Source organism: Variovorax sp. Varisp46, assembly GCF_059491885.1.
In genome coordinates this window covers 5206053-5230255 of the sequence record NZ_CP168515.1, presented here as the reverse complement: position 1 = coordinate 5230255, position 24203 = coordinate 5206053, and the positions used below count along the sequence as shown (strand labels likewise).

Below are 24203 nucleotides of genomic sequence, written 5' to 3'. Positions count from 1 at the left end.
CGCCGGTATCCGCGCGGCGCCTTGTCCTTCAAGGAGGCGCGTCGAGCCTCTCGCACGAGTGCCGCTGCCCTCCTCCATTCACTGGCAAGGGACAAGCGCCTGCGAGCTGCGTTTAAGCTGCGCGCCACATGAAGCGAAGACACCTCCTGCACCTGCTGGCCAGCGCACCTGCCATGGCCGCTCTGGTGGCCTGCGGCAAGCGCAGGGGCTCGGCCGCCGCACTGAAATCCGATGCCCGCGTGCTGGCCTTGGGTGACAGCCTGACCTACGGCTACGGCGCGCCGCCCAATGCGGCGTGGCCCGTGAAGCTGGGCGAGCTCACGGGCTGGCAGGTCGAGAACGCAGGCATCAACGGCGACACCTCGGATGGCGCGCTACAACGCCTGCCAGGGCTGCTGGGCGCGGGCAGCTATGACGCGATCCTGATCGGCATCGGCGGCAACGACATGTTGCGCGGCATGTCGGCCGCGGCCACGCGCGACAACATCGCGGCCCTGGTCAGTGAAGCGCGGGCGCACACGCCATACGTCGCGCTGCTGGCCACGCCGGCGCCCGACGCCATGCGCGCGGCGATCGGCTCGCTCAGCGATGCGCCGTTCTACGAAGAGATCGCGAAGTCGGGGCAGGCGCTGCTCGTGGCGAACGTGTATTCGAGCGTGCTGTCGGATGCGTCGCTGCGCTCCGATCGCATCCATGCCAATGCACGAGGCTATGAAAAGGTCGCGCAGCTGCTGGCGGACCAGCTCAAGGCCGCGGGCTGGCGCTGATCAGGCATTCAGCAAGTCGACGTAGGCACCCCGCACCAGCTGGTCGGCGCCCACGCCCAGCTGCGCCATGAGCGCATGCGCTTCTGCGATGCCGGCCTCGGACGATTCGCCTTCTTCCAGCACCACCTCGAGCTCGAGGAATTCACCGAGGCCTTCCACGCGGTCGAGGTGCACGCGCGTGCGGCCGACCATGAACAGCCGGCGCTGCTTGCGCACGCGGCCCGCCTGCCCCCACGCGAGCGCGAGCGATTCGCGCAGCACGTCTGGCGTGGCGCACGGCGTGATCAGGTAGAACGATTCCTTCGGGCCGCTGCTGTTGGCGCGGCGATAGAAGATCAGCTCGGCACGGCCAGGCGCGAAGGTGCGCAGCTTGAGGCGGTCAGCGCTGTCGGCGCAGCGGAAGAAAGTGTCGTCCTGCGCGATCTCGACGGGGCCGTGGTCGGCCAGCGTCTCGGCGATGCGCGCCACGCGTTCCACGCTGTCGATGCGGGCCTTGATTTCGATGTTTCTTGCCATATCAGGCTCTCCCCCAGGCTTCGCGCACTTCGTGTCGCTTCGCCACCCTCTTCCGGCGCAACACCAGTGGCCCGGCAAAGCCGGTTCCACGGTGTTCCTGGATTGGCGGTCAAGGCGCGTTGCCCTGCGGCCCCACGGACGGCGGCGCCGCGCGACCGCTCGAGCCCGGCGAGAGCTTGCGGCCGAAGGCCTCACCCACGTTGCGCACCGGCCGGCTGGCTTTCTCCGACACGTTGTTGACGCCGCGCCGCGTGGCCGCATCCGCGCGGTTGACGCTGCGGCCCGCGGCGTCGGTGCCGCGCTGCACGCTGCCCACGACCTTGCCGCTGCGCGAGGGTGACTTGATGGTGTGAGCGCGTCGGGCCTGCGGCGGGTTGTCTGCGCTCTGGGCTTGCGCGCCCACCGGCAGCCACAGTGCGGCGGCCATCGCCGCGACGAGCGATGTGCGAAAGATGTTCGAGAGTTTCATGGAGTCTCCTTGGTGTCGTCTGCTTCCGCTGCGGCCGCGCGTGCCATGCGTTCGCTCTTCCAATACACGTCGTCGCCGCCGTCCATCCGGTTGAGCACGCGCGCGAGCACGAAGAGCAGGTCGCTGAGCCGGTTGAGATATTGGCGCAGTGCGTCGTTGAGTTCGGCCGCCGCGCCGAGCGCGACCACCGCACGCTCGGCCCGCCGCGCCACCGTGCGGCACACATGCGCGAGCGAGGCTGCGCGCGTGCCCGCGGGCAGGATGAATTCGGCAAGGCGCGGCAGCGCGGCGTTGTGCTCGGCCAGCGCGTTGTCGATCTGCAGCAGCGCATCGGCCTTCAGCAGCGTGAAACCCGGCATCGACAACTCGCCGCCGAGATTGAAGAGCTGGTGCTGCACGTCGACCAGCAGCTCGCGCACGGGCTCCGGCATGGGCTCGCACAGCAGCAGGCCGATCTGCGAGTTGAGTTCGTCCACGTCGCCCATCGCGTGCACGCGCAGGTGGTCTTTCGGCACGCGCGTGTTGTCGCCGAGGCCGGTGGTGCCGTCGTCGCCGGTGCGGGTGGCGATCTGGGAAAGTCGGTTGCCCATGGTGGCTCCTGTTTTTACAGCTCGACGGTCGAAGCGTCTATCTTGCCCGCGAGCCATTGCAGGCCGGCAAGATGCTGCTGGTCATGGCTGCAGAGGTAGTGGATGAGGCTGCGCATCGTGAGCGGGCCGTAGCCTTCGAACACGGCCGTGCGCGTGAGCTGTGCGTCGCTCAGGCTGGAGATGATTTCCATCGTCTGCACGCGCGCCATGCGGAAGTCGGCCAGCACCTTCGCCGCGTCGGCCGTGCCGTATGCACGCGCGATGGCCAGCGGCTCGCTGTCGATCGACGCCAGCGTCGGATGCGTCTCCTGCAGCGTGCGGCGAAAGCGCACGTGGTAGCCCTCGATCTCGATGTCGCGCACGTGGCAGAGCTGCTCGATGGCGGTGAAGGCCTCGCTGGGCACACCCTCCCACGAGGGCGGCGCCCAATGCCGGAAGGCCGTGGGAATGGCCGCGTAGTGGGCTTCCAACTGCGACGGGAAGGCGGCGAGAGCGCTGAGGGTCGTGGGGTTCATGTTTTTTCCGAAGCGCATTATGGTGCGCGCTCCGTAGAATGGCCGATCACCCTCACGCTGCCAGGAGACACACGATGAACGCCCCGACCTCCACCTCGCACCTGATGCCGGAGCTTCATCTGCGCGACGTGCCTGCGGCCCTGATCGACGGACTGAAGGCGCGCTTCGGCGCCAACTGTTCCACGGCCATGGCGGTGCGCACGCAGCACGGGCGCGACGAATCTTCCTTCGATGCGCCGCCGCCAGCCGCCGTGGTGTTCGCAGAGAACACGCAGGACGTGGCCGACACGGTGAAGCTGGCCAGCGAGCACAGCGTGCCGGTCATCCCCTTCGGCGTGGGCTCCTCGCTCGAAGGCCACCTGCTGGCGGTGCAGGGCGGCATCAGCATCGACGTGTCGCGCATGAACCGTGTGCTGTCGGTCAACGCCGACGACCTCACGGTGACGGTGCAGCCCGGCGTCACGCGCAAGCAGCTCAATGAAGAGATCAAGAGCACGGGCCTGTTCTTCCCCATCGACCCGGGGGCCGACGCGTCCATCGGCGGCATGACGGCCACGCGCGCCAGCGGCACGAACGCGGTGCGCTACGGCACGATGCGCGAGAACGTGCTGGCGCTCGAAGTGGTGACGGCCGCGGGCGACGTCATCCGCACCGGCACGCGCGCGAAGAAGTCTTCGGCCGGCTATGACCTCACGCGCCTCATGGTGGGCAGCGAAGGCACGCTGGGCGTGGTCACCGAGATCACGCTGCGCATCTACCCGCTGCCCGAGGCGGTGTCGGCGGCAATCTGCTCGTTCCCGAGCATCGAGGCGGCCGTGCGCACGACCATCGAGACCATCCAGCTCGGCGTGCCGATCGCGCGCGTGGAACTGATCGACGTGAACACGGTGCGCATGGTGAACGCCTACGCCAAGCTGAACCTGCGCGAAGAGCCGATGCTGCTGATGGAATTCCACGGCTCGCCGGCCGGCGTGAAGGAGCAGGCCGAGACGGTGCAGGAACTGGCCAGCGGGCATGGCGGCAACGCCTTCGAATGGGCCAGCACGCCGGAAGAACGCACGCGGCTGTGGACGGCGCGGCACAACAGCTACTTCGCAGCCGTGCAGTCGCGCCCGGGCTGCCGCGTGATTTCGACCGACACCTGCGTGCCGATCTCGCGCCTGGCCGATTGCCTGCTCGATTCGGTGGCCGAAGCCGATGCGAGCGGCATCCCCTACTTCCTCGTCGGCCACGTGGGCGACGGCAACTTCCACTTCGGCTACCTGCTCGACCCGAACATTCCCGAAGAGCGCGTGAAGGCCGAGGCGCTGAACCATGCGCTGGTGAGCCGCGCGCTGGCGCTCGAAGGCACTTGCACCGGCGAGCATGGCGTGGGGCTGCACAAGATGGACTTCCTGGTGACCGAGGCGGGCGTCGGCGCGATCGACATGATGCGCACGATCAAGCGCGCGCTCGACCCGAAGAACATCATGAACCCCGGGAAGATCTTCAGCCTCTGATCCGTTCGGGCGACGCCCCGTGAAAAAGCCCGGCGGCTCGCGAGAGCCCCGGGCTTTTTTTGTCGACGATGCGACCGGCGAGCGCGCTTACTTGCGGCGGCGTGCCGGTGCCTGCTCCGCCGGCACATAGGTCTGCGACGGCGCCGCACCGCCATCCACGCCCAACCGGCCGCCGCCGCCGAGCCCTTGGCCGCGCACCGTCTGCGCCTTGTAGTTGCGCAGCGAACGCACCATCTGGTTGAAGGCGTCCATGAAGGCCGCGGCAATCACCTTGCCCTGCGCGGTGTTGGTATAGCCGCCGAGGCCGCCGCCCGCGCTGCGGCCGGCCAGCGCGCCGAAGGCGCCGAAATCGGTCTTGGAGGCGCTGCCTTCGGAGGCCGCGACCTGCACGCCCGAGCGGTTGTCGATCAGTGTCAGCAGGGCGCTGGCTTCCTTGGTCTGCATGTTGCCGCCGATGGCCGCCAGTGCGCGGCCACGGCCGCCACCCACCAGCCCGCCCAGCGCCCCGCCGATGCCGCCCGCGTCGCTGTTGCTGAACACGATCTCGGGCGACAGGCCGTAGTCGGAGGCCACCATTTGCCCACGACCGAAGTTGCTGCCGCCGCGCATTTCACCCGATTGCATCAGCGCGCGCTCGCGCGTCATCGCGTTCATGCCAGCCGCGCCGCGCTCGACCACGATGAAGCAGTTCGATTGCTGCACCAGCAGGCGCAGCAGGTTGGCCGTGGGCGGCAGGCGGTATTCGCCGGTAAGGATGGTGTACCAGCCTGCATTCACGTTCTCGATCAGTGACACCGTGCCGAGCGGCGATTCGCAGCGCTCGAGCTGGCTGCTTTCGCCGGCGGTGGCGCTGCCTGCGGCGCTGCCGGTGGCCATGGTCTTGGCCGACTGGCTGCCCATCTGCATGTCGGTCGCCGCGCAACCGGTGAGGAGAAGTGCGCCGACGGTGATGGCCGCGAGCGGGAACTTGGTGAACAGCATGGTGGACTCCCTCCGTTTATTCAAGAAATCTGGGGTTGGAAAAACAGCGGTCGAGGATACGCGCAAAGGATTGCAGGAATCAATCAAACGAACGCCAGCCCCTCGGTTCACAACACTAGGCCGTTCGGCGGATGCGCTCGATCAATCCGTTGAGGGCCTCGATGGAGCCGAAGTGGATGGCGAGCTCGCCGCTTTCCTCGACCCGGCCGCCGCGCTTGCTGCGCTTCTTGATGCGCACCTCGACCTCGGCGGTGAGCAGGTCGGCCAGTTCTTCTTCCACGCGCTGCAGGTCGCGCGACTTCTCGCCGTCGTTGCTGCGCCGCGATGGCGTGAGCGTGAACTCGGCCGCGAGCTTCTTCACCAGCGACTCGGCCTCGCGCACCGACATCTTCTTGGCGGCGATCTGGTTGGCCGCCGTGATCTGCGTGCCGCGATCGAGCGACAGCAGCGCGCGGGCGTGGCCCATGTCGATGTCGCCAGCCATCAGCATCTGCTGTGCGGGTTCGGCCAGGTTCAGCAGGCGCAGCAGGTTGCTGGCCGCGCTGCGCGAGCGGCCCACAGCCTGCGCCGCTTGCTCGTGAGTGAGCCCAAACTCGCTCACAAGGCGTTGCAGACCTTGGGCTTCTTCGAGCGGGTTGAGGTCTTCGCGCTGGATGTTCTCGATCAGCGACATCGCCGCCGCGGCCTCGTTGGGCACGTCGCGCACCAGCACCGGCACGCTGTCGAGGCCCGCGAGCCTGGCGGCGCGAAAACGGCGCTCGCCCGCGATGATTTCGTATTCCGCGTTCTTGGTGGCAGCCGATTCGGCATCGAGCCGGCGCACCAGGATCGGCTGCATGATGCCCTGCACCTTGATGCTCTCTGCCAGCTCGTAGAGCGCGCCTTCGTCCATGCGCGTGCGCGGCTGGTAGACGCCAGCAACCATCTGCTCGAGCATCAGCGTGTTCGGGTTCCTTGGCGCGCCGCCCTCTTCCGGGCCCACGTTGCCGTTCAATCCGTTGTCGACGGAAGGCGCGGCCGTCGGGCCGAGCAGCGCCTCGAGGCCGCGGCCCAGGCCCTTGGGTTTCTTGGTCGCCATCAGTTCTTTTCTTTCGAGATTTCGTTCAGGAGCTTCCGTCCTTCAGGCCAGTCGCCGAGGCCGGATTCAGCATTCAGGTGGCCGCCCGGGCCGGCATCGATGAAGCGCGCCCCCCAATCCCTGGCGAGCTGCTGCGAGCGCGGGGCTTCGCAGTACGGGTCGTCGTTGGCGGCGATCATCACCGCCGGAAACGGCAGCGGCTTGCGCACGATCGGTGCCCAGCCTGGAATCAGCTGGCGCAGGTCGTCGCGCTCCACATCGCCAGGTGCCACCAGCAGCGCACCGCGCACCTTGTGCGTGTTGCGCGAATGCGCGGCCCAGGCCGCGACGAGGATGCAGCCGAGGCTGTGTGCCGCAAGAACCACCGGGCCGGGCGAGGCCAGCACCTCTTCTTCGAGCCGCGCAGACCAGTCGCCGCGCAGCGGTCGCATCCAATCGTGCTGCTCGACACGGCGATCACCGTAAACCGACTCCCACAGGGTTTGCCAATGGCCGGGGCCGCTGTTCTGCCAACCTGGCAGCAGCAGGATGCGAGGATCTGTCATTTGCTACTAACTCGATAGCGCATTGCCAGCCGGTGGCATGCGTCAGGCGTTGTTTTCACTGGTGGAATCGGATGCAGGCGCGACAGCAGGCGCCATCACGTCGTCGGGAATGGGCAGGTCCGGCGCAATGCGCGTGACCGGTGCGATCGGCGGCGCCACCGCGCCCGAGGCAAAAGCGCTTGCGGGTGGCATCTTGTCGATCAGCTCCTGGGCAAAGGCAATGAAGGCCTGGCTGCCGCGGGCGGCTGGATCGAACACCACGCCCGGCAGTCCGTAGCTTGGTGCCTCGGCCAGCCGCACATTGCGCGGAATCACCGTGTCGAACACCTTGTCGCCGAAGTGGGACTTGAGCTGCTCGCTCACTTGCTGCTGCAGCGTGATGCGCGGATCGAACATCACGCGCAGCAAGCCGATGATCTGCAGGTTCTTGTTGAGGTTGGCGTGCACCTGCTTGATGGTGTTGACCAGGTCGGTCAGCCCTTCGAGCGCGAAGTATTCGCACTGCATCGGCACGATCACGCCGTGGGCGGCGCACAGGCCGTTCAGCGTCAACAGGCTCAGGCTCGGCGGGCAGTCGATCAGCACGAAGTCGTACTCGGCACCGACGGCGGCCAGCGCGGTGCGCAGGCGCTTCTCTCGGCGATCGAGTGCCACCATCTCGACTTCCGCGCCGGCCAGTTCGCGGTTGGCGCCCAGCACGTCGTAGCCGCAACCACCCTCCACCAGCTTGTCCGCCTTGACGCGGGCCTCGGACACCGAGGCCGATTCGAGCAGCACGTCGTACACCGTCAGCTCCAGCTGGCGCTTGTCGATGCCCGAACCCATGGTGGCATTGCCCTGCGGATCGAGGTCGATCATCAGCACGCGCTGGCCGACTTTGGCGAGGCCGGCGGCCAGATTGACGGTGGTAGTGGTCTTGCCGACGCCGCCCTTTTGGTTGGCGATGCAGAAAATCTTGGCCATGTGAGTACCGGGATCGATCGATCAGCGCGAGATTGCGAGCTTGACGCCGAAGGCGATCAGGAAACTGCCGGCAAGCTTTTCGAGCGTAGTGGAAATGCGGGGATTCGCGCGGATGCGCTCGGCCAGGAAATGCGTAAGCAGCGTGGAGGTCAGGCCGTACAGGAAAGTCAGCGCGGCGATGGTCACCGCCATTGCGCCGAAGGTGATCAGGCCCTGGTGCCGGGCCGGATCCACGAACAGCGGGAAGAAAGCCATGTAGAACACGATCGCCTTTGGGTTCAGCAGCGTGATGGTGAACGCCTGGCGCATGAAATGGCTGGGCTTGATATTGAGGATGGGTGCCGAACCGGGCTTGGCCAGCAGCATCTTGATGCCCATCCAGGCCAGATAGGCAGCACCCAGCCACTGCACAGCCTTGAAGGCGGCCGGGTAAGCCGCCATCACGGCCGACACGCCAGCCACCGCCGCCCACAGCAGAAACTGGTCGCCGATGATGACGCCGGCCGTCGCAGCCAGGCCGCCTCGGATGCCGCCCTTGCTGGTCGAGGTGATCAGCGCCAGATTGCCCGGACCGGGAATCAGAAGAAACAGGACGATGGCGGCGACGAATGCGCCGTAGTCAGCAATGCCGAACATGGGTTTTGCCTCGAAAAAGCGAGTCGGAAGAGAGACCGAAGGGAGGCATCGAGTCTAAGCGAGCACGCCGTCGCAGAGACTGTTCCGACACCGGCTTTTACCGGTGCCGCCGCTTCTTTTGCGTATTCAGTCGCTGATTTGGGCGAGGTCCTTGCGCGCCCAAACGATGCAGCGCTCGGCATCCAGGCCCGGAACCGTCAGTTGTTCCACGTGAAACACTTTGACGCCCTTGGGCAGGACTGCAAGTTCATCGGTAGGCACCTTGCCCTTCATGGCCAGCCAAACGCCGCCAGGCGCGAGGAGGTTCATGGAACCGTTGAAGAAGTCTGACAACGATGCGAAGGCGCGCGAGCTGATGACCTCGTAGCTGCCAGCCAGGGATTCGACTCGGGCATGCAGTCCGCGAAGGTTCGGCAGTTCCAGTTCGGCTGCCACTTGCTGGACAAAGGCCGCCTTCTTGGCGACCGCATCGAGGCAGCTCACCTCGAGATCGGGCCGCATGATGGCGATCACCACGCCGGGCAAACCGCCGCCGGAGCCGACATCGAGCAACTTGCCCTTCCCTGCCCACTCGCGTTGCAGCGGTGCGATGGCCGCAAGACTGTCGAGCAGGTGGTGTGTGAGTACGCTGGCCGGATCGCGCAAGGCCGTGAGGTTGTAGACCTTGTTCCACTTGAGCATCAGCGTGCCGTAAGCCAAGAGGCGCTCGCCCTGGCTGTCGGACAGGGCGACTCCCATCGCAGCCGCGCCTGCGCGCAGCGTATCGATCGGCGCCGTCATTCCGCAGACTGCGGCTCGGTGGCTGCTTCCGTGGTGGCGGTGTCGCTGGCAAAGGCCCTGTGGCCACCCTTGCGCAGATGAATCATCAGCAAAGAAATGGCGGCTGGCGTCACACCGGAGATACGTGAGGCCAAACCCAAGGTCTCGGGACGGTGCTTGTCCAGCTTCTGCCGCACCTCGAAACTCAGCGCCTTGACCTGGCCATAGTCGAAGTCGGCGGGAAGCTTGAGGTTTTCGAAGTGCGCCGCGCGCTCCACCTCGTCGTGCTGGCGCTCGATGTAGCCTGAGTATTTGGCCGAAATCTCGATCTGCTCGATCTCGGTTTCGCTCAGCGCCACCTGCGCGTTGTACTTGCCGCCGTCCAGTGACATCAGCGTTTCGTAGCTCACGTCGGGCCGGCGCAGCAGGTCGGCCAGGTTGTATTCATGGTCGATGGCCTTCCCCAGCACCCGCTCCGACTCGGCGGCCGGCAGGTTGCGCGGGTTCACCCAGATCGACTTGAGACGCTCTGTTTCACGTGAAACAGCATCACGCTTGCGGCTGAAAGCGTCCCACCGTGCGTCGTCGACCAAGCCAAGCTTGCGCCCTGCTTCGGTCAAGCGCATATCGGCGTTGTCCTCGCGCAGCTGCAGACGGAACTCGGCGCGGCTCGTGAACATGCGGTAAGGCTCGGTCACACCCTTGGTGATCAGGTCATCGACCAGCACGCCCAGGTAGGCCTCGTCGCGACGCGGCAGCCAGGCGTCTTCGCCACGGCACTGCAGCGCGGCGTTGATGCCGGCGAACAGGCCCTGGGCAGCGGCTTCTTCGTACCCGGTCGTACCGTTGATCTGCCCGGCAAAGAACAGGCCCTTGACCGAGCGGGTCTCGAAGCTGCTCTTGAGTTCGCGCGGATCGAAGTAGTCGTACTCGATGGCGTAGCCAGGCCGCAGGATGTGCGCGTTCTCCAGGCCCGGCATCGAGCGCACCAGCTGGTACTGGATGTCGAACGGCAGGCTGGTCGAGATCCCGTTCGGGTAGTACTCGTTGGTCGTCAGTCCCTCGGGCTCCAGGAAGATCTGGTGGCTTTCCTTGTCCGCAAAGCGGTTGATCTTGTCTTCCACACTGGGACAGTAGCGCGGACCCACGCCGTCGATCTTGCCCGTGAACATGGGGCTGCGGTCGAAACCCGAGCGGATGATCTCGTGCGTGCGCGCGTTGGTGTGGGTGATCCAGCAGGGCATTTGCCGCGGGTGCATGTCGGTGCGGCCCATGAAGCTGAACACCGGCATCGGCCCTGCCCCACCAGGCATGCCGTCGCCCGGTTGTTCGGTGCACTTCGAAAAATCAATGCTGCGGCCGTCGAGCCGCGGCGGCGTGCCGGTCTTCAGGCGGCCCTGCGGCAACTTCAGCTCCTTGAGCCGCGCCGACAGGCTGATCGCCGGCGGATCGCCCGCCCGGCCAGCCTGGTAGTTATCGAGGCCGACGTGGATACGGCCATCGAGAAAAGTGCCCGCGGTCAGCACCACCGTGCGCGCGCGAAAGGCAATGCCCACTTGCGTGACGGCGCCGACCACGCGATCGCCCTCCACCATCAGGTCGTCGACTGCCTGCTGGAACAGGCTCAGGTTCGGCTGGTTTTCCAGGCGGTGGCGGATCGCTGCCTTGTACAGGATCCGGTCGGCCTGCGCACGGGTGGCGCGCACGGCCGGGCCCTTGCTCGAGTTGAGAATACGGAACTGGATACCGGCTTCGTCGGTCGCAATTGCCATCGCGCCGCCGAGCGCATCGACCTCCTTCACGAGGTGGCCCTTGCCGATGCCGCCTATCGATGGGTTGCAGCTCATCTGCCCCAGCGTCTCGATGTTGTGGGAGAGCAGCAGTGTCTTGGCGCCCATGCGCGCGGCAGCGAGCGCGGCTTCGGTGCCGGCATGGCCGCCGCCAACGACGATCACGTCGAATTCTTCGGGATACAGCATTTGAAATGGGAGCGCACAACTGACGCGTGCGCGGCGCAAAAGGGGGCGCCAATTTTAATCGTCCAGGCCCCTTTGCGCCCGCTGTGTGGACAAGCTAGGGGCGCCTGCCCAGTTGCGCCCCAACGCCCGTTGTCATTGAACAGATTGCTATGTACTTTATAGCAATCGGGCGGCATCAATCGAGCGTCTTCTTCACCGCGCCAATGCCAAGCGCGGCCAGCACGATGAACAGAACCGCCAGTACCAGGAACAAGCCGAACAGCAGCTTCGCAATGCCGGCAGCACCCGCTGCCACGCCACCAAAGCCCAGCAACGCGGCCACAAGGGAGATGCCCGCAAAAATGATCGCGTACTTCAACATCGGAAACTCCTTCCGGCAGCCTCATGCCACCGTGCCGCGGAGCTTAGAAGAGCGGTCGATACGCTCGATGGTCACCGCGCGCGAGCCGCCGTAGGACAAGAACGCGAGGTTGCCAAACCCGCTAGCATCCGCTGCGGTCTCCCACAAAATCAACCTCCGTCATCCATTGGAGTTTTTTCGAATGAAGCTGTATTACTCGCCAGGCGCCTGCTCGCTCTCCCCTCACATCGCGCTGCACGAGGCAGGCCTCGCCTTCGAGCCGGTACTGGCCAGCACCAAGAGCCACAAGCTGCAGGACGGCACCGACTACTACGGCATCAATCCGCTGGGCTACGTGCCGATGCTCGAACTCGACGACGGCGCCCGCCTGCGCGAAGGCCCGGCCATCCTCCAGTACATCGCCGACCTCGCCCCCACCAAGAACCTCGCGCCGGCCGCCGGCACCATGCAACGCTACCGCCTGCAGGAGTGGCTGACCTTCATCGGCACCGAAGTGCACAAGGGCTTCAGCCCCCTGTTCAACCCGGGCATGCCCGAAGAAGCCAAGGGCATCTTCAAGGACAAGCTCAAGTCGCGCTTCCAGTGGCTCGACGGCGAACTGGCCAGCAAGCAGTTCCTGATGGGCGATCATTTCAGCGTGGCCGACGGCTACCTGTTCACCGTCACCAATTGGACCAAGCCGACCGGCGTCGACATCTCTGACTTTCCCAACCTGCTGGCCTGGCACGCACGCGTGGGTGCCCGGCCCGCCGTACAGGAAGCGATGAAGGCCGAAGGCCTCCTGAAGTAAGCCGAAGCACGCGAAAGCGTGCAGAAGCAGCGAAGCGAGCGAAGCCCCTCCTAGGGAAAACCCGCATCGCTTCAGCCACAAGCCGCACGATGCGGCTTTTTTTATGGCGCACGCTACGGGAAGGCTTCAGAAGACCGAAGAAGGAATCTCCACCATGCCCGAGAAGACCCCTCCCGAACTGCGCGAAGAGATGCGAGGGCCCGTCATGTGGCTCACCATCGACCGGGAAGAGCGCCGAAATGCGATCAACGGCGCGGTGGTCGCGCGGCTGTCGGACGCTCTTGCCCGCGCCAACAGCGACAACGCCGTGCGCGCCGTGGTCATCACCGGCGCCGGCACGCGCGCCTTCTGCGCAGGCGCCGACCTGCACAGCGGCACTTCCTTCAAGTTCGACTATGCCGCGCCTTACCAGAACATCGCCAACCTGTTCCGCCAGGCACGCCAGTCGACCGTGCCGCTGATAGCCCGCGTCAACGGCGCCTGCATGGCGGGCGGCATGGGGATCATGGCGATGTGCGACATGGCGGTGGCCAGCAGCCAGGCCGTGTTCGGCCTGCCCGAGGTGAAGGTCGGCCTCTTTCCTGCGCAGGTGCTCAGCGTGCTCGGCGGCCTGCTGCCGCGCCGGGTGCTGGCCGAGATGTGCATCACCGGCGAACCCATCACCGCCGCGCAGGCGCTCGAACTGCGGCTCGTGAACCGCGTGAGCGACGACGTCGACGAAAGCGTCGACTGGCTGCTCGGCCGCATGCTCGACAAGTCGCCCGCCGCCATCCGGCGCGGCCTCTACACGATGAAGAAGATCGAGGCGATGGCCTTCGAGGAATCGATGGCCTTCACCGAAAGCCAGATCGGCCTGTTCGCACTCACCGAAGATGCGGCCGAGGGGCAACTCGCCTTCCGCGAGAAACGCAAGCCGCAATGGAGCGGCCGATGAACAGCGGCAACGAACGCACCGTCCGCATCGGCGGCGCCTCCGGCTTCTGGGGCGACAGCAGCGTGGGCGCGCCGCAGCTCGTGGGCAGCGGGCAGGTCGACTACCTCGTGTTCGACTACCTTGCCGAACTCACCATGTCGATCCTCGCGGGCGCGCGGCTCAAGAAGCCCGAGCTGGGCTATGCCACCGACTTCGTCTCCGTCGCGATGAAGGCCGTGCTGAAGGACGTCGTGAAACAAGGCATCCGCGTGGTGAGCAACGCCGGCGGCGTGAACCCGCAAGGCTGCGCCGATGCGCTCGCGGCGCTGGCCGCCGAACAGGGCATCGCGCTGAAGATCGCTGTGGTGAGCGGCGACGACGTGTCCCCGCTGCTGCCGCAGCTGCGCCAGTCGCAGCCGCCCGTGCGCGAGCTGCAGAGCGGCGCCGCCTTGCCCGAACGCGTGCTCACTGCCAACGCCTATCTGGGCGCACGGCCGATCCAGGCCGCGCTCGATGCGGGCGCGCAGGTCGTCATCACCGGGCGTTGCGTCGACTCGGCCGTCACGCTCGGCGTGCTCATGCACGAATTCGATTGGCAGCCGGGCGACTTCGACCTGCTCGCGGCCGGCAGCCTCGCGGGCCACATCATCGAATGCGGCTGCCAGGCCACCGGCGGCCTGCACACCGACTGGGACACCGTGCCCGATTGGCCCAATATCGGCTACCCCATCGTCGAATGCAGCGCCGACGGCAGCTTCGTCGTCACCAAGCCCGCTGACACCGGCGGCAAGCTCACGCCCGCGGTGGTGGGTGAGCAGATGCTCTACGAGATCGGCGATCCCGCGGCTTACCTGCTGCCCGACGTGGTGGCCGACTTCACGCAGGTGCGCATCGAGCAGGCCGGCGAACACCGCGTGCGCGTGCACGGCGCGCGCGGGCGTGCGCCGACCGCGAGCTACAAGGTCTGCGCCACTTATGTCGACGGCTTCAAAGCCGCGGCGCAGCTCACCATCGTCGGCTTCGATGCGGTGGCCAAGGCCAGGCGCACGGGCGAGGCGATCCTCGCGCGCACGGGTGCGCTGTTCTCGCAGCAGGGATTCGGCCCCTACAGCGGCGCACTGCTCGAAGTACTCGGCGCGGAGTCATGCTACGGCCCGCATGCGCGGGCCCTGCAGACGCGCGAAGCTGTGCTGCGGCTCGCGGTGACGCATTCGCGCAAGGAAGCCCTGGAACTGTTCGCGCGCGAGGTCGCGCCGGCCGGCACCTCGTGGGCGCCCGGCACCACCGGCGCGGGCGGCGGGCGCGCCTCGGTCTCCCCATCGATCCGGCAGTACGCATTCCTGCTCGACAAGTCGCAGGTCGAGGCTCGCGTCGGCATCGACGGCGTGTGCATCGACGTGCCCCGCGCCACAGCGCCTGCGCCGCACGCCGGGTCCGTTTCACAGCCTGCCAGAGCCACGGAAACGCATGAAGCACCTGTGCCCGCGGACGCCGTCGAAGTGACGCTGCTGCGCCTCGCATGGGCGCGCAGCGGCGACAAGGGCGACACCTCGAACGTCGGCGTCATCGCACGCCACCCCGCCCTGCTGCCGCTGCTGCGCGAACAGCTCACCGAGGCGCGCGTGGCCGAATGGCTCGCACACCTTGTCAAGGGCCGCGTCACGCGCTACGAGGTGCCGGGCATCGATGCCTTCAACTTCGTCTGCGAGCAGGCGCTGGGCGGCGGCGGCATGGCCTCGCTGCGCAACGACCCGCTCGGCAAGGGCATGGGTCAGATCCTGCTCGCCATGCCGCTGCGCGTGAGCCCGGCACTGCTGGCGCTGCTTCTCTAGCACCATTCGGGACAACCGTGCGACAGCAGGGTTGAGGCCGGGCGCTTAGCCTTGCGCCTGTTCCAACTCTGCCATTGATCGCACGATGTCCAACCTCTTCGACCCCATCCAGGCCGGCGACCTGAAGCTCGCCAACCGCATCGTCATGGCGCCGCTCACGCGCAACCGCTCGCCGAATGCGATCCCGCCCGACCTCGCCGCCACCTACTACGCCCAGCGCGCCAGCGCCGGCCTGCTCATCACCGAAGCCACCGCCATCAGCCACCAGGGCCAGGGCTACGCCGACGTGCCCGGCCTCTACGGCACGGAACAGCTCGACGGCTGGAAGCGCGTGACCGACGCCGTGCACGCCAAGGGCGGCAAGATCGTGGTGCAGCTGTGGCACGTGGGCCGCGTCTCGCACAGCGAACTGCAACCCGGTGGCGGCAAGCCCGTCGCCCCCTCGGCCATCACCGCCAGGACCAAGACCGTGCTCATCAAGGACGGCGTGCCGACCTTCGTCGAGACCTCCGAACCGCGCGCGCTGGATGCGGGCGAGCTGCCCGGCATCGTGCACGCCTATGCGGTGGCTGCACGCAGCGCGGTCGAGACCGCCGGCTTCGACGGCGTGGAACTTCACGGTGCCAACGGCTACCTGCTCGACCAGTTCCTGAAGGACGGCAGCAACAAGCGCACCGACGACTACGGCGGCAGCATCGAGAACCGCGCCCGCCTGCTGCTCGAATCCGCGCGCGCCGTGGTCGACGCCGTCGGCGGCGGCAAGACCGGCATCCGCCTGTCGCCCGTGACGCCTGCCAACGACGCGCACGACAGCAACCCGCAGCCGCTGTTCACCTACGTGGTGAAGCAGCTCGCCACGCTCGACCTGGCCTACATCCACATCATCGAAGGCGCCACCGGCGGCCCGCGCGAAATCGAAGACCGCCCCTTCGACTACGAGGCCCTCAAGGCCGCGTACCGCCAAGCCGGCGGCAAGGGCGCGTGGATGGTCAACAACGGCTATGACCGACCGCTGGCCGAGGAAGCGCTGAAGGAAGGCGATGACCTCGTGGCCTTCGGCAAGCCCTTCATCTCGAACCCCGACCTCGTGCGCCGCCTGCGCGAAAACGCGCCGCTCAACGAGCTCGACAAGGCCACCATGTACGGCGGCGGCGCGAAGGGCTACACGGACTATCCGGCACTGGCCTGAGCCACGCCGTGGTACGGGGCCATGGCAAGATGCGGCGGACCCATCCATCCGCCGTCATCCGCCGACAGGAGAGAAATGCCATGGCCCTCATTGCGCAACGACTGGCCTCGCTCGGCCTCGTGCTGCCGCCGCCTGCGATCCCGCCGGCCGGCGTCATCCTCCCCTTCCAGTTCGTGCGCGTCGTCGGCCGCCGCGCGTTGATCTCCGGCCACGGTCCGCTCAACGCCGACGGCACCATCGCCGCGCCGCTCGGCAAGCTGGGCCGCGAACTGAACGTCGAGCAGGGCTGCGCAGCCGCGCGCCTCACGGCACTCGCGATGCTCGGCAGCCTGCAGCGCGCCCTCGGCGACCTCGACCGCATCACCGCGTGGACGCGCGTGTTCGGCATGGTCGCGAGCGCACCCGGCTTCGACAGGCAGCCCGCCGTCATCAACGGCTTCTCCGACCTGATCCTCGAATTGTTCGGCCCCGACATCGGCGCGCATGCCCGCAGTGCGGTGGGCATGGCGGAGCTGCCGTTCAACATCCCGGTCGAGATCGAGGGCGAGGTGGAAATCGGCGCATGAGCCCCGTCGACGAAGGCTTTCTGGTCGACGTGATCGCCGCACAGCCCGCGTGTTCCTGCGCAAGCCTTTGAATTGATCCTTCCGATGCAACTCGACCGCATTCACCACGCCGCCATCATCTGCGCCGACTACGTGGTGTCGAAGCACTTCTACACCGAGGTGCTCGGCCTGCGCGTGGTCGCCGAAAACCATCGCGCCGCGCGCGACTCGTACAAGCTCGACCTCGCCCTGCCCGACGGCTCGCAGATCGAACTCTTTTCCTTTCCCGGTGCGCCCGCGCGACCCACGCGGCCCGAAGCGCAAGGGCTGCGCCACCTGTCGTTCGAAGTGCACGACCTGCAGGCTGCGGCCGATGAACTCGCATCGCAAGGCATCGCGGTCGAGCCGCTGCGCATCGACGAATACACGGGCCGCCGCTTCACCTTCTTCGCCGATCCCGACGGTCTTCCGCTCGAACTCTACGAGGCCGCGCCGGCCGGGAACCTCGAGGCGCTACTGTTCGAACTCGAAGGCGCACTGCATCTTCGCGAGGTGCGCGCGAGCGCCGCGAAACTCGAAGAACTGCTCGACGACGACTTCCACGAACTTGGCGTCTCCGGCACGGTCTGGACGCGGGATGCCATCATCGATGCGCTGCGTGGCGAGGCCTTTTCGGCACGCACGATGTCGGACTTTCGCGTGCTGCGCGTGGCACCCGACGTGGCACTGGTCACCTACCGCGCGCACCGCCAAGCCATTGCGCAGCGACCTGCAGCGGACTCGCTGCGCAGCTCTCTGTGGAAGCGCCGGCATGGCCGCTGGCGCATGGCGTTCCACCAGGGTACGCCGCTCTAGCTTGCCGGCGCTTCAGCCCGCTTCGCCGAATGCCACGCTGACGCGCAAGCCAGTGGGCTCCGCCGCTTCGAGCCTCAGCTCGGCGCCCAGCAGCTCGGCATAGCGCGCCACGATCGACAGCCCCAGTCCCGAGCCCTGCCCCAGCTTCTCGCCGGCCGGACCCTGCGCCCAGCGCTGCATCAGGTCGCGCTGCGCCTCCAGCGGAATGCCCGGCCCGTCGTCGATCACACTCAGCGTGTGGCCCGCGAGCTCGACCGTGATGGTGCGCCCGCCATAGCGCAGCGCGTTGTCGATCAGGTTGTCGAGGATGCCTTCGACCAGCGCCTCGTTGGCTTGCACGACCACGCCGTCGTCGAGGCCCCGCGCGCCCAGGTCGACACCACGCGCGTCGGCGCGCGCAAGGTGCCGCAGCACCGTCTGCTCGGCCAGCACGTCGAGCCGCACCGGCACGCGCTTGAGCTCGGTACGCGCCTCCTCGGCCAGCGCCAGCGCCAGCAGCTGGTCGATCAGGTGGCTGGCGCGCGCCTGCCGTTCCGAGACGCGCTCCAGCTGCTCGCGCCACACATTGGTGTCGTGCTGCGCCAGCCCGTACTCGGCCAGCGCGCGGATGCCCGCCAGCGGCGTGCGCAGTTCGTGCGCCACGTTGCCCACGAACTCGCGCTGCGCCTGCACGCTGTGGCCGAGCCGCTCGAACAGCGAATTGACCGCGTTGCCCAGGCGCTGGATCTCGCGCGAGGTCTGCGCCACCGCCACCGGCGACAGGTCGCGCACGTCGCGCCGGTCGAGCGCGCGCTGCAGGTCGCCGAGCGGCCGCAGGTCGCTGCGGATGCCGTACCAGAGCCAGATGGCCAGCAGGATGAGCAGCACGATCTGCGGCGCCAGCGCGTAGCCAAGCAACTGCCGCACCAGTGCAGTCCGGCTCAGCGTGGTCTGCGCGATCACCACGCGGTACGGCATGCTGATGTCGGGCTCGGCGTCGTGCTCGAGCACCACGGCGCGCAGCACGCTGCCCTCGTAGTCGATGTCGGCGAAGCGGTAGCGCGCCCCGTCCGCCGGCAACGGCGCCTGCAGGCCCGGCTGCCCGGAGATCAGCGTGCCGTCGAGCCGCTGGACCGCGAAATACACCTTGTCGACCTGGTCGAAGAGCACGGTGGCCACCTCGCGCGGCGTCAGCAGCAGCTCGATGCCGCGTTCGCCCGCCTGCACGTTGGCCGACAGCGCATAGGCGTCGTCGAGCATGCCGCGGTCGAAGGCCTGCTCGGAAAAATAGTTGGCGATGACCAGCGCGATGACCGCACCGACCATCCACGTGAGCGCCAGCGGCACCAGCACGTTACGCAGCACGCGCCGCGTGAGCGATGGCGCACGAACGGCCGCGGGCTGCGGTTCTGTCGTCTGCTCGGTCACGCTCGGATCACACCTCGGCTTCGAGCAGGTAGCCGATGCCGCGCAGCGTGCGGATGCTCGCGCCCGAGCCCTGCAGCTTCTTGCGCAGGCGCGAGATGAAGGCCTCGAGCGCGTTGTCGCCCAGCGATTCGTCGAAGCTCGAGAGCTTGTCGGACAGCGCCCGCTTGCTCACGGTGCGGCCCGGCGGACTCATGAGTTCCCACAGCACCTCGAACTCGCGTGCCGGCAGGTCGAGCGGACCGCTCGCGGTCGAGAAGCGGCGCGCCTTGCGGTCGAGCTTCAGCTGGCCCAGCAGCACGAGGTCTTCGGTACCCTTCGCGCGGCGCACCAGCGCACGCAGGCGCGCTTCGACCTCGGCCAGGTCGAAGGGCTTGCCGAGGTAGTCGTCGGCACCCGCGTCGAGGCCCGCGATGCGTTCTTCGGTACGCCCGCGCGCCGTGAGCACCAGCACCGGCGTGCGGTCGCCCCGCGCGCGCGCCTGCCGCAGCGCGTTGAGGCCGCTCGCGAGGCCGCTGGTCGGGCTTGCGGTGGCCGGCAGGTTGAGGTCGAGCAGCACGGCATCGAAGGGCTGCACACGCCACAGGTGGTCGGCGTCCTCGACGTTGGTCGAAACGTCGACGCGATGGCCGGCATCCGCGAGGCTGCGCACCATCACGTCGCGCAAAACGGCGTCGTCTTCGACAAGCAGAATTCGCATGGTGTTTGAATGGTTGGGGGGTAATCTGCCTTGCGAACGACGGGTCAGCGGCCGGTCAGTCGCTCCAAGCGATAAACGCCGCATGAGCATACGACAGCACGATGAAACACGGGCCATTTTCATGGCTGGCACCACACGATGAGTGCGCGTGAACCCTCCGATCTGTTGAGCCTTGTGCCTCCGCAAGTGCAGCGCACCGCCGTGGTCCTGCTGCATGGTTTATGCAGCACGCCTGACGAGCTGCTGACCGTGCAGTCCGCACTGCGCAACCGCGGCTACCCGGTGCACCCGCTGTCGATCGAGGGTTATTCGTTCGATGCCGCTGCGCCGCTGCAGCGCGCCGCGCCGTACGAACGCTGGCTCGACGCCATCCAGGCCCATGTGAAGGCGCTGCGCACGCAGCACGACCGCGTGATGCTGGTCGGCATTTCCGCCGGCGCCTCGCTCGCGCTCGGCGCGGCCATCCGCTGCGGCAGCGACGTCGATGCGCTGGTGCTCATGTCGACCACGCTGCGCTTCGACGGCTGGGCCATCCCGCGCACGCAATTCCTGCTGCCGCTGGCCTTCTACACGCCGCTCGGCCGGTTCTGGCAATACCGCGAGCGCCCGCCCTACGGCGTGAAGAACGAGCGCGTGCGCGCCTGGATCGAGCGCGAGCTGCGCCATCGCAAGGTTTCGCGCGCCGGAAGTTCCGTCATCGGCGTGGGACATCTGCGCGAGCACGACCGGCTCATACGCCACGTGCGGCGCAACCTCAACGGCGTGCAATGCGGCAACGTGCTCGCGCTGCATGCCCAGCAGGACGAGGTGGCCAGCGTGGCCAACCTCGACATCCTCGCGCGCGGCCTGCGCTGCCGCGACTTCCGCACCGTCGTGGTCGCCAACAGCTACCACATGATCACGATAGACAACGACCGCCAGCAGGTGGTACGCGAAACGGTATCGTTCGCCGATGCCGTGGCGCATGGCACGACGCCAGAGCATCCGCTGTACGCCTGACCTCGTTCGACACGCCTGAAAGGAAAGCATCTCCATGTCTTCTTCCGCTTCGCCCACCTTCAACAGCATCGCGGCGATCCTCGAGACCGACTTTCGCATCGAGCGCTCGGCCATCTCGCCGGCCACCGCGCTGTCGGACCTCGGCCTCGACTCGCTCGCGCTGATGGAGTTCGTCTTCGCCGTCGAGGACGCCTTCCACCTGCGCATTCCCGAAGACCGCCTCGACCCGCGCGAAGCCGGCATCACGCTGGAACGCCTGTGCGACGTGATCGACGCCGAGAGCGCCCCCGCGGCCGCCGTCCAGCCCGCCGAAGCGGCCGCATGAGCAGCGGCGCCGCCCACGCCGTGCTCGCCGCTTCGGCCACACGCGCCGCCTCGGCGCCGGTGCGCGTGAGCGGCATCGGTTTCGTCACGCCCATTGGCCGCACCATCGAGGCCTTCGACGAGGCGTTGTTCGCGGGCCGCTCGGCCGTGCGTGCGCAAACGCTGGAGATCGAGGGCATGGACCCGATGGCGCTCGCCGTCGCCGCCTGCGACTTCGATTCGAATGGCATGCGCAGCACCTCCCGCCTGCCGCTGGACCGGGGCACCGCCATGGCCCTGGCTGCGGCGCAGGACGCGGCGCTGGAAGCAAAGATCGACCTCGACACCATCGACCGCGACCGCCTCGGCATCTTCTGGGGCAGCGGCCTCGCCGGCGCCGGCACCTTCGACAACACCACCAGCGCGCTCTACGGCGAACAGCGCCGCATGCGTCCGACCACCGTGCTCACCGTGATGCCCAACGCCGCCGTGGCCGAGCTCGCGCTGCACTTCGGCGCGCGCGGTTCGGCCATTGCCTACGCCTGTGCCTGCGCCTCCTCGGCCGTGGCCGTCGGCGAGGCGATGCGCGCCATCCGCGGCGGCTGGATCGACGTGGCCATCGTCGGCGGCCACGACGCCATGCTCACGCCCGGCGTGATGGCCAGCTGGAACGCAATGCGCGTGATGGCGCCGCCGCCGGCCGATGCGCCCTCCTCGGCTTGCCGTCCGTTCTCGGGCGACCGCGCGGGCTTCGCCATCGGTGAAGGCGCGGCCGCGCTGGTGCTCGAATCCGAAGCGCATGCGGCCGCACGCGGCGCCGAAGCCGCGCCCTTCGTGCTCGCGGGCTACGCCACCAACTGCGACGGCACGCACATCACCAACCCCGACACCGCGGGCCAGGTGCGCGTGATGCGCGCTGCGCTGCGCGACGCGGGCATCGAGGCCTCGGACGTCGGCCACATCAACGCACACGGCACGGCCACCTCGGCCGGCGATGCAGCCGAGGCCGCATCGATCCGCGAAGTGTTCGGCAGGGCCACGCCGGTCAGCGCGACCAAGGCGATCCACGGCCACGTGCTCGGCGGCGGCGGTGCCATCGAACTCATCGCCGCGCTGCGCGCACTGGCGCGCGAGGCGCTGCCGCCCATCGCCAACCTGCAAACGCCCGACGCCACATTCGACCTCGATTTCGTGCAGGGCGAGGCGCGCGAGGCCAAGGGCATCCGCTATGCGCTGTCCAACTCCTTCGCCTTCGGCGGCACCAACGCCGTCATCGTGGCCGGCCGCGCGTGCGAACGCTGAAGATTCGCTGAACACTCTCTGAAAAAACGAACGCGGTGCACCGGCTGGTCGTTTTCGTCGTGCCTGTGTTCGCGCTGCTCATGGCCTGCGAGTTCGCCTGGGGCTGGCTCCAGCGGCGCAACACCTACCGCTTCAGCGACACGCTCGGCAGCCTGAGCCAGGGGCTGCTGAGCCAGGCACTCGCGGTGTGCACGCAGTTGTTCCAGATCGGGCTCTATGCCATGGTCTATCCGCTGGTCGCGATCTGGACCCGGCCCGGCTTCTGGGACAGCGCCGCAGGCTGGATCGCCGCCGTGCTGCTGTTCGACTTCCTCGACTACTGGCTGCATCGCGCGGGCCACGAGTCGGCCGTGTTCTGGGCCGCGCACTCGGTGCACCACCAGAGCCAGCATTTCAATTTTTCCACCGCGCTGCGCCAGGAAAGCACCGTGGTCTTCCTGGGCTGGTCCTTCTACCTGCCGATGGCGGTGGTGGGCGTGCCGCCCGAGCAGTTCGGGCTGGCGGGACTCATCGTGCTGGTCTACCAGTTCTGGATCCACACCGAGCACATCGGCAAGCTCGGCTGGTTCGACCGCGTGTTCTCGTCGCCCTCGAACCATCGCGTGCACCACGCGGTGAACGACGGCTATTTGGACCGCAACTACGGCGGCATGCTCGTGGTGTGGGACCGGATGTTCGGCACCTTCGCCGAGGAAACCGAACGCTGCGTCTACGGCACGCGCAAGGCGCTCGCGAGCTTCGACCCGATGCGCGCGATCCTCGGCCCCTATGTGCCGCTGCTGCGCGACGCATGGCATACGAAGCGCTGGCGGGACAAGATCGCCGTGTGGTTCAAGCCCCCGGGCTGGCGGCCGGCCGATGTCGCGGCGCGGTTTCCGGAAGCGCCTTTTTCGCTGGAAGAAGCCATGCACATCCACGCCCCCGCGCTGACGCGCCCGCAGGTCGCGTCGGCCGCCCTCCACTTCGCATGCTGGGTCGGCGTGACGCTGGCCTTTCTCTGGCGCGCCGACGACCTCGCGTTCCACACCGGGCTGACGCTGCTCCTGCTGGCGGTCGGCGGCTTCTGGTCCATCGGCGCGGTGCTCGATTCGCAGCTTCGGCTGCGCTGGTCCTGGTGCGCGCAGGCGGCACTGCTGGCGATGTCTGCGGTGCTGCTCTTCACCTGATCGACATCCGCTCGCCCCCGCTATGCTCGGCGCCTTCATCGTTGCAAGGCACCCATCATGCGCAGGCTGGCCACACATGAAGACATCGACACGGTCTTCGCCCTCTACATGCACGAGAAGGTCGTGCCCTTCCTGGGCTACGACCCGATGCCGATCGAGGACTTCCGCGCCATCTACCAGGAACTGCTCGACGGCCGCAACTTCTACGTCTACGAGCGCGAGGGGCGCATCGCCGGTTTCTACCGGGCCACGCGCTACCCGGGCCGGGTGCGGCACGTGGCCTGCCTGGGCACGCTCGCGGTCGATCCCGCATTTCACGGCCAGGGCGTCGCGCTCGCCATGGTGAGCGAAGCCATCGACGCACTGAAGGCCATCGGCATCAGGCGCATCGAACTCTTCGTCGAAAGCGACAACGCACCTGCGATGCGCTTCTACGAAAAACTCGGCTTCGAACGCGAAGGCACCTTGCGCAAGTTCTACAAGCGGGCCGGCGATGCGCAGGCCATCGACGATCACGTCATGGCGCTGCTGATCGACTGAGCGGCAA

At 67.5% G+C, this 24203-nt stretch carries 27 protein-coding genes; 13 read left to right on the top strand and 14 right to left on the bottom strand.

Annotation, left to right across the window (positions count from 1 at the left end):
* Positions 1-128 precede the first annotated feature (128 nt).
* Positions 129-767, top strand: a complete 639-nt coding sequence (locus tag ACEN9N_RS24805; protein WP_495654750.1) for a GDSL-type esterase/lipase family protein — start codon at positions 129-131, stop codon at positions 765-767.
* Here ACEN9N_RS24805 and ACEN9N_RS24800 read toward each other — a convergent pair whose 3' ends face one another.
* The 4 genes from ACEN9N_RS24800 to ACEN9N_RS24785 form a co-directional block, all read right to left on the bottom strand.
* On the bottom strand, positions 768-1283 hold the full coding sequence (locus ACEN9N_RS24800) for a class IV adenylate cyclase (RefSeq protein ID WP_495654749.1): 516 nt from the start codon (positions 1281-1283) through the stop codon (positions 768-770). It abuts the gene before it with no gap.
* Positions 1284-1392: 109 nt separating this feature from the next.
* Positions 1393-1752: a hypothetical protein gene (locus tag ACEN9N_RS24795; protein WP_007838735.1), complete on the bottom strand. Its 360-nt coding sequence runs from the start codon at positions 1750-1752 to the stop codon at positions 1393-1395.
* Positions 1749-2342, bottom strand: a complete 594-nt coding sequence (locus ACEN9N_RS24790; RefSeq protein ID WP_413316183.1) for a cob(I)yrinic acid a,c-diamide adenosyltransferase — start codon at positions 2340-2342, stop codon at positions 1749-1751. The genes ACEN9N_RS24795 and ACEN9N_RS24790 overlap by 4 nt, the downstream gene beginning before the upstream one ends.
* A gap of 14 nt (positions 2343-2356) precedes the next feature.
* Positions 2357-2857 (bottom strand): DinB family protein, encoded by a 501-nt coding sequence (locus ACEN9N_RS24785; protein ID WP_413316184.1) that lies wholly within the window; start codon positions 2855-2857, stop codon positions 2357-2359.
* 74 nt (positions 2858-2931) lie between these two features.
* Here ACEN9N_RS24785 and ACEN9N_RS24780 point away from each other — a divergent pair, with 74 nt between their 5' ends.
* On the top strand, positions 2932-4356 hold the full coding sequence (locus ACEN9N_RS24780) for an FAD-binding oxidoreductase (protein ID WP_413316185.1): 1425 nt from the start codon (positions 2932-2934) through the stop codon (positions 4354-4356).
* An 87-nt stretch (positions 4357-4443) separates the two neighbouring features.
* Here the strand turns inward: ACEN9N_RS24780 and ACEN9N_RS24775 are convergent, their stop codons facing one another.
* The 8 genes from ACEN9N_RS24775 to ACEN9N_RS24740 all read right to left on the bottom strand — a co-directional run bounded on the left by ACEN9N_RS24775 (position 4444) and on the right by ACEN9N_RS24740 (position 11658).
* Positions 4444-5337, bottom strand: coding sequence for a CsgG/HfaB family protein (locus ACEN9N_RS24775; RefSeq protein ID WP_495654748.1), 894 nt, complete (start codon positions 5335-5337; stop codon positions 4444-4446).
* Between the two features lie 115 nt (positions 5338-5452).
* A complete protein-coding gene (locus ACEN9N_RS24770) occupies positions 5453-6415 on the bottom strand; it encodes a ParB/RepB/Spo0J family partition protein (protein ID WP_413313614.1) in 963 nt (320 codons plus the stop codon).
* A complete protein-coding gene (locus ACEN9N_RS24765) occupies positions 6415-6960 on the bottom strand; it encodes an RBBP9/YdeN family alpha/beta hydrolase (RefSeq protein ID WP_495654747.1) in 546 nt (181 codons plus the stop codon). Before ACEN9N_RS24765 ends, ACEN9N_RS24770 begins: the two co-directional genes overlap by 1 nt.
* 42 nt (positions 6961-7002) lie before the next feature.
* Positions 7003-7923 (bottom strand): ParA family protein, encoded by a 921-nt coding sequence (locus ACEN9N_RS24760; protein WP_007833577.1) that lies wholly within the window; start codon positions 7921-7923, stop codon positions 7003-7005.
* Positions 7924-7944: 21 nt separating this feature from the next.
* Complete coding sequence (locus tag ACEN9N_RS24755; protein WP_413313616.1) at positions 7945-8559, bottom strand: LysE family transporter; 615 nt, start codon at positions 8557-8559, stop codon at positions 7945-7947.
* Between the two features lie 126 nt (positions 8560-8685).
* Complete coding sequence (gene rsmG / locus ACEN9N_RS24750) at positions 8686-9339, bottom strand: 16S rRNA (guanine(527)-N(7))-methyltransferase RsmG (protein ID WP_495654746.1); 654 nt, start codon at positions 9337-9339, stop codon at positions 8686-8688.
* Positions 9336-11297, bottom strand: coding sequence for a tRNA uridine-5-carboxymethylaminomethyl(34) synthesis enzyme MnmG (gene mnmG, locus ACEN9N_RS24745; protein ID WP_495654745.1), 1962 nt, complete (start codon positions 11295-11297; stop codon positions 9336-9338). Before mnmG ends, rsmG begins: the two co-directional genes overlap by 4 nt.
* Before the next feature lie 175 nt (positions 11298-11472).
* Positions 11473-11658 carry a DUF1328 family protein gene (locus tag ACEN9N_RS24740; RefSeq protein WP_413313618.1) on the bottom strand — a complete coding sequence of 62 codons (186 nt, stop codon included), beginning with the start codon at positions 11656-11658 and terminating at the stop codon, positions 11473-11475.
* Between the two features lie 181 nt (positions 11659-11839).
* Here ACEN9N_RS24740 and gstA point away from each other — a divergent pair, with 181 nt between their 5' ends.
* From gstA to gloA2, 6 genes are all read left to right on the top strand, one after another.
* Positions 11840-12448 carry a glutathione transferase GstA gene (gstA, locus tag ACEN9N_RS24735; RefSeq protein WP_056600082.1) on the top strand — a complete coding sequence of 203 codons (609 nt, stop codon included), beginning with the start codon at positions 11840-11842 and terminating at the stop codon, positions 12446-12448.
* Positions 12449-12602: 154 nt separating this feature from the next.
* Positions 12603-13382, top strand: coding sequence for an enoyl-CoA hydratase/isomerase family protein (locus tag ACEN9N_RS24730; RefSeq protein WP_413313620.1), 780 nt, complete (start codon positions 12603-12605; stop codon positions 13380-13382).
* Complete coding sequence (locus ACEN9N_RS24725) at positions 13379-15193, top strand: acyclic terpene utilization AtuA family protein (protein WP_495654744.1); 1815 nt, start codon at positions 13379-13381, stop codon at positions 15191-15193. The genes ACEN9N_RS24730 and ACEN9N_RS24725 overlap by 4 nt, the downstream gene beginning before the upstream one ends.
* An 85-nt stretch (positions 15194-15278) precedes the next feature.
* Positions 15279-16382: an alkene reductase gene (locus ACEN9N_RS24720; protein WP_413334909.1), complete on the top strand. Its 1104-nt coding sequence runs from the start codon at positions 15279-15281 to the stop codon at positions 16380-16382.
* Between the two features lie 80 nt (positions 16383-16462).
* A complete protein-coding gene (locus tag ACEN9N_RS24715) occupies positions 16463-16948 on the top strand; it encodes a RidA family protein (RefSeq protein ID WP_007833599.1) in 486 nt (161 codons plus the stop codon).
* An 84-nt stretch (positions 16949-17032) separates the two neighbouring features.
* Positions 17033-17782 carry an SMU1112c/YaeR family gloxylase I-like metalloprotein gene (gene gloA2, locus ACEN9N_RS24710; protein WP_495654743.1) on the top strand — a complete coding sequence of 250 codons (750 nt, stop codon included), beginning with the start codon at positions 17033-17035 and terminating at the stop codon, positions 17780-17782.
* A gap of 12 nt (positions 17783-17794) precedes the next feature.
* On the opposite strand, the gene ACEN9N_RS24705 is transcribed toward gloA2, so the two are convergent.
* Together ACEN9N_RS24705 and ACEN9N_RS24700 are read right to left on the bottom strand one after the other, a co-directional pair.
* On the bottom strand, positions 17795-19189 hold the full coding sequence (locus tag ACEN9N_RS24705) for a sensor histidine kinase (RefSeq protein ID WP_007833603.1): 1395 nt from the start codon (positions 19187-19189) through the stop codon (positions 17795-17797).
* A gap of 7 nt (positions 19190-19196) precedes the next feature.
* Positions 19197-19886: a response regulator transcription factor gene (locus ACEN9N_RS24700; protein WP_007833605.1), complete on the bottom strand. Its 690-nt coding sequence runs from the start codon at positions 19884-19886 to the stop codon at positions 19197-19199.
* A gap of 138 nt (positions 19887-20024) precedes the next feature.
* Between ACEN9N_RS24700 and ACEN9N_RS24695 the strand changes: the two genes are divergently transcribed.
* From ACEN9N_RS24695 to ACEN9N_RS24675, 5 genes are read left to right on the top strand one after another with little or no spacing between them, the layout of a single operon-like run.
* Positions 20025-20885: an alpha/beta hydrolase gene (locus ACEN9N_RS24695; RefSeq protein WP_495654742.1), complete on the top strand. Its 861-nt coding sequence runs from the start codon at positions 20025-20027 to the stop codon at positions 20883-20885.
* 34 nt (positions 20886-20919) lie between these two features.
* A complete protein-coding gene (locus ACEN9N_RS24690) occupies positions 20920-21210 on the top strand; it encodes a phosphopantetheine-binding protein (protein WP_413313625.1) in 291 nt (96 codons plus the stop codon).
* Positions 21207-22490: a beta-ketoacyl-[acyl-carrier-protein] synthase family protein gene (locus ACEN9N_RS24685; RefSeq protein WP_495654741.1), complete on the top strand. Its 1284-nt coding sequence runs from the start codon at positions 21207-21209 to the stop codon at positions 22488-22490. Before ACEN9N_RS24690 ends, ACEN9N_RS24685 begins: the two co-directional genes overlap by 4 nt.
* 35 nt (positions 22491-22525) lie before the next feature.
* Positions 22526-23656 (top strand): sterol desaturase family protein, encoded by a 1131-nt coding sequence (locus tag ACEN9N_RS24680; RefSeq protein WP_495654740.1) that lies wholly within the window; start codon positions 22526-22528, stop codon positions 23654-23656.
* 57 nt (positions 23657-23713) lie between these two features.
* Positions 23714-24196, top strand: a complete 483-nt coding sequence (locus ACEN9N_RS24675) for a GNAT family N-acetyltransferase (protein WP_495654739.1) — start codon at positions 23714-23716, stop codon at positions 24194-24196.
* Positions 24197-24203: the final 7 nt, after the last annotated feature.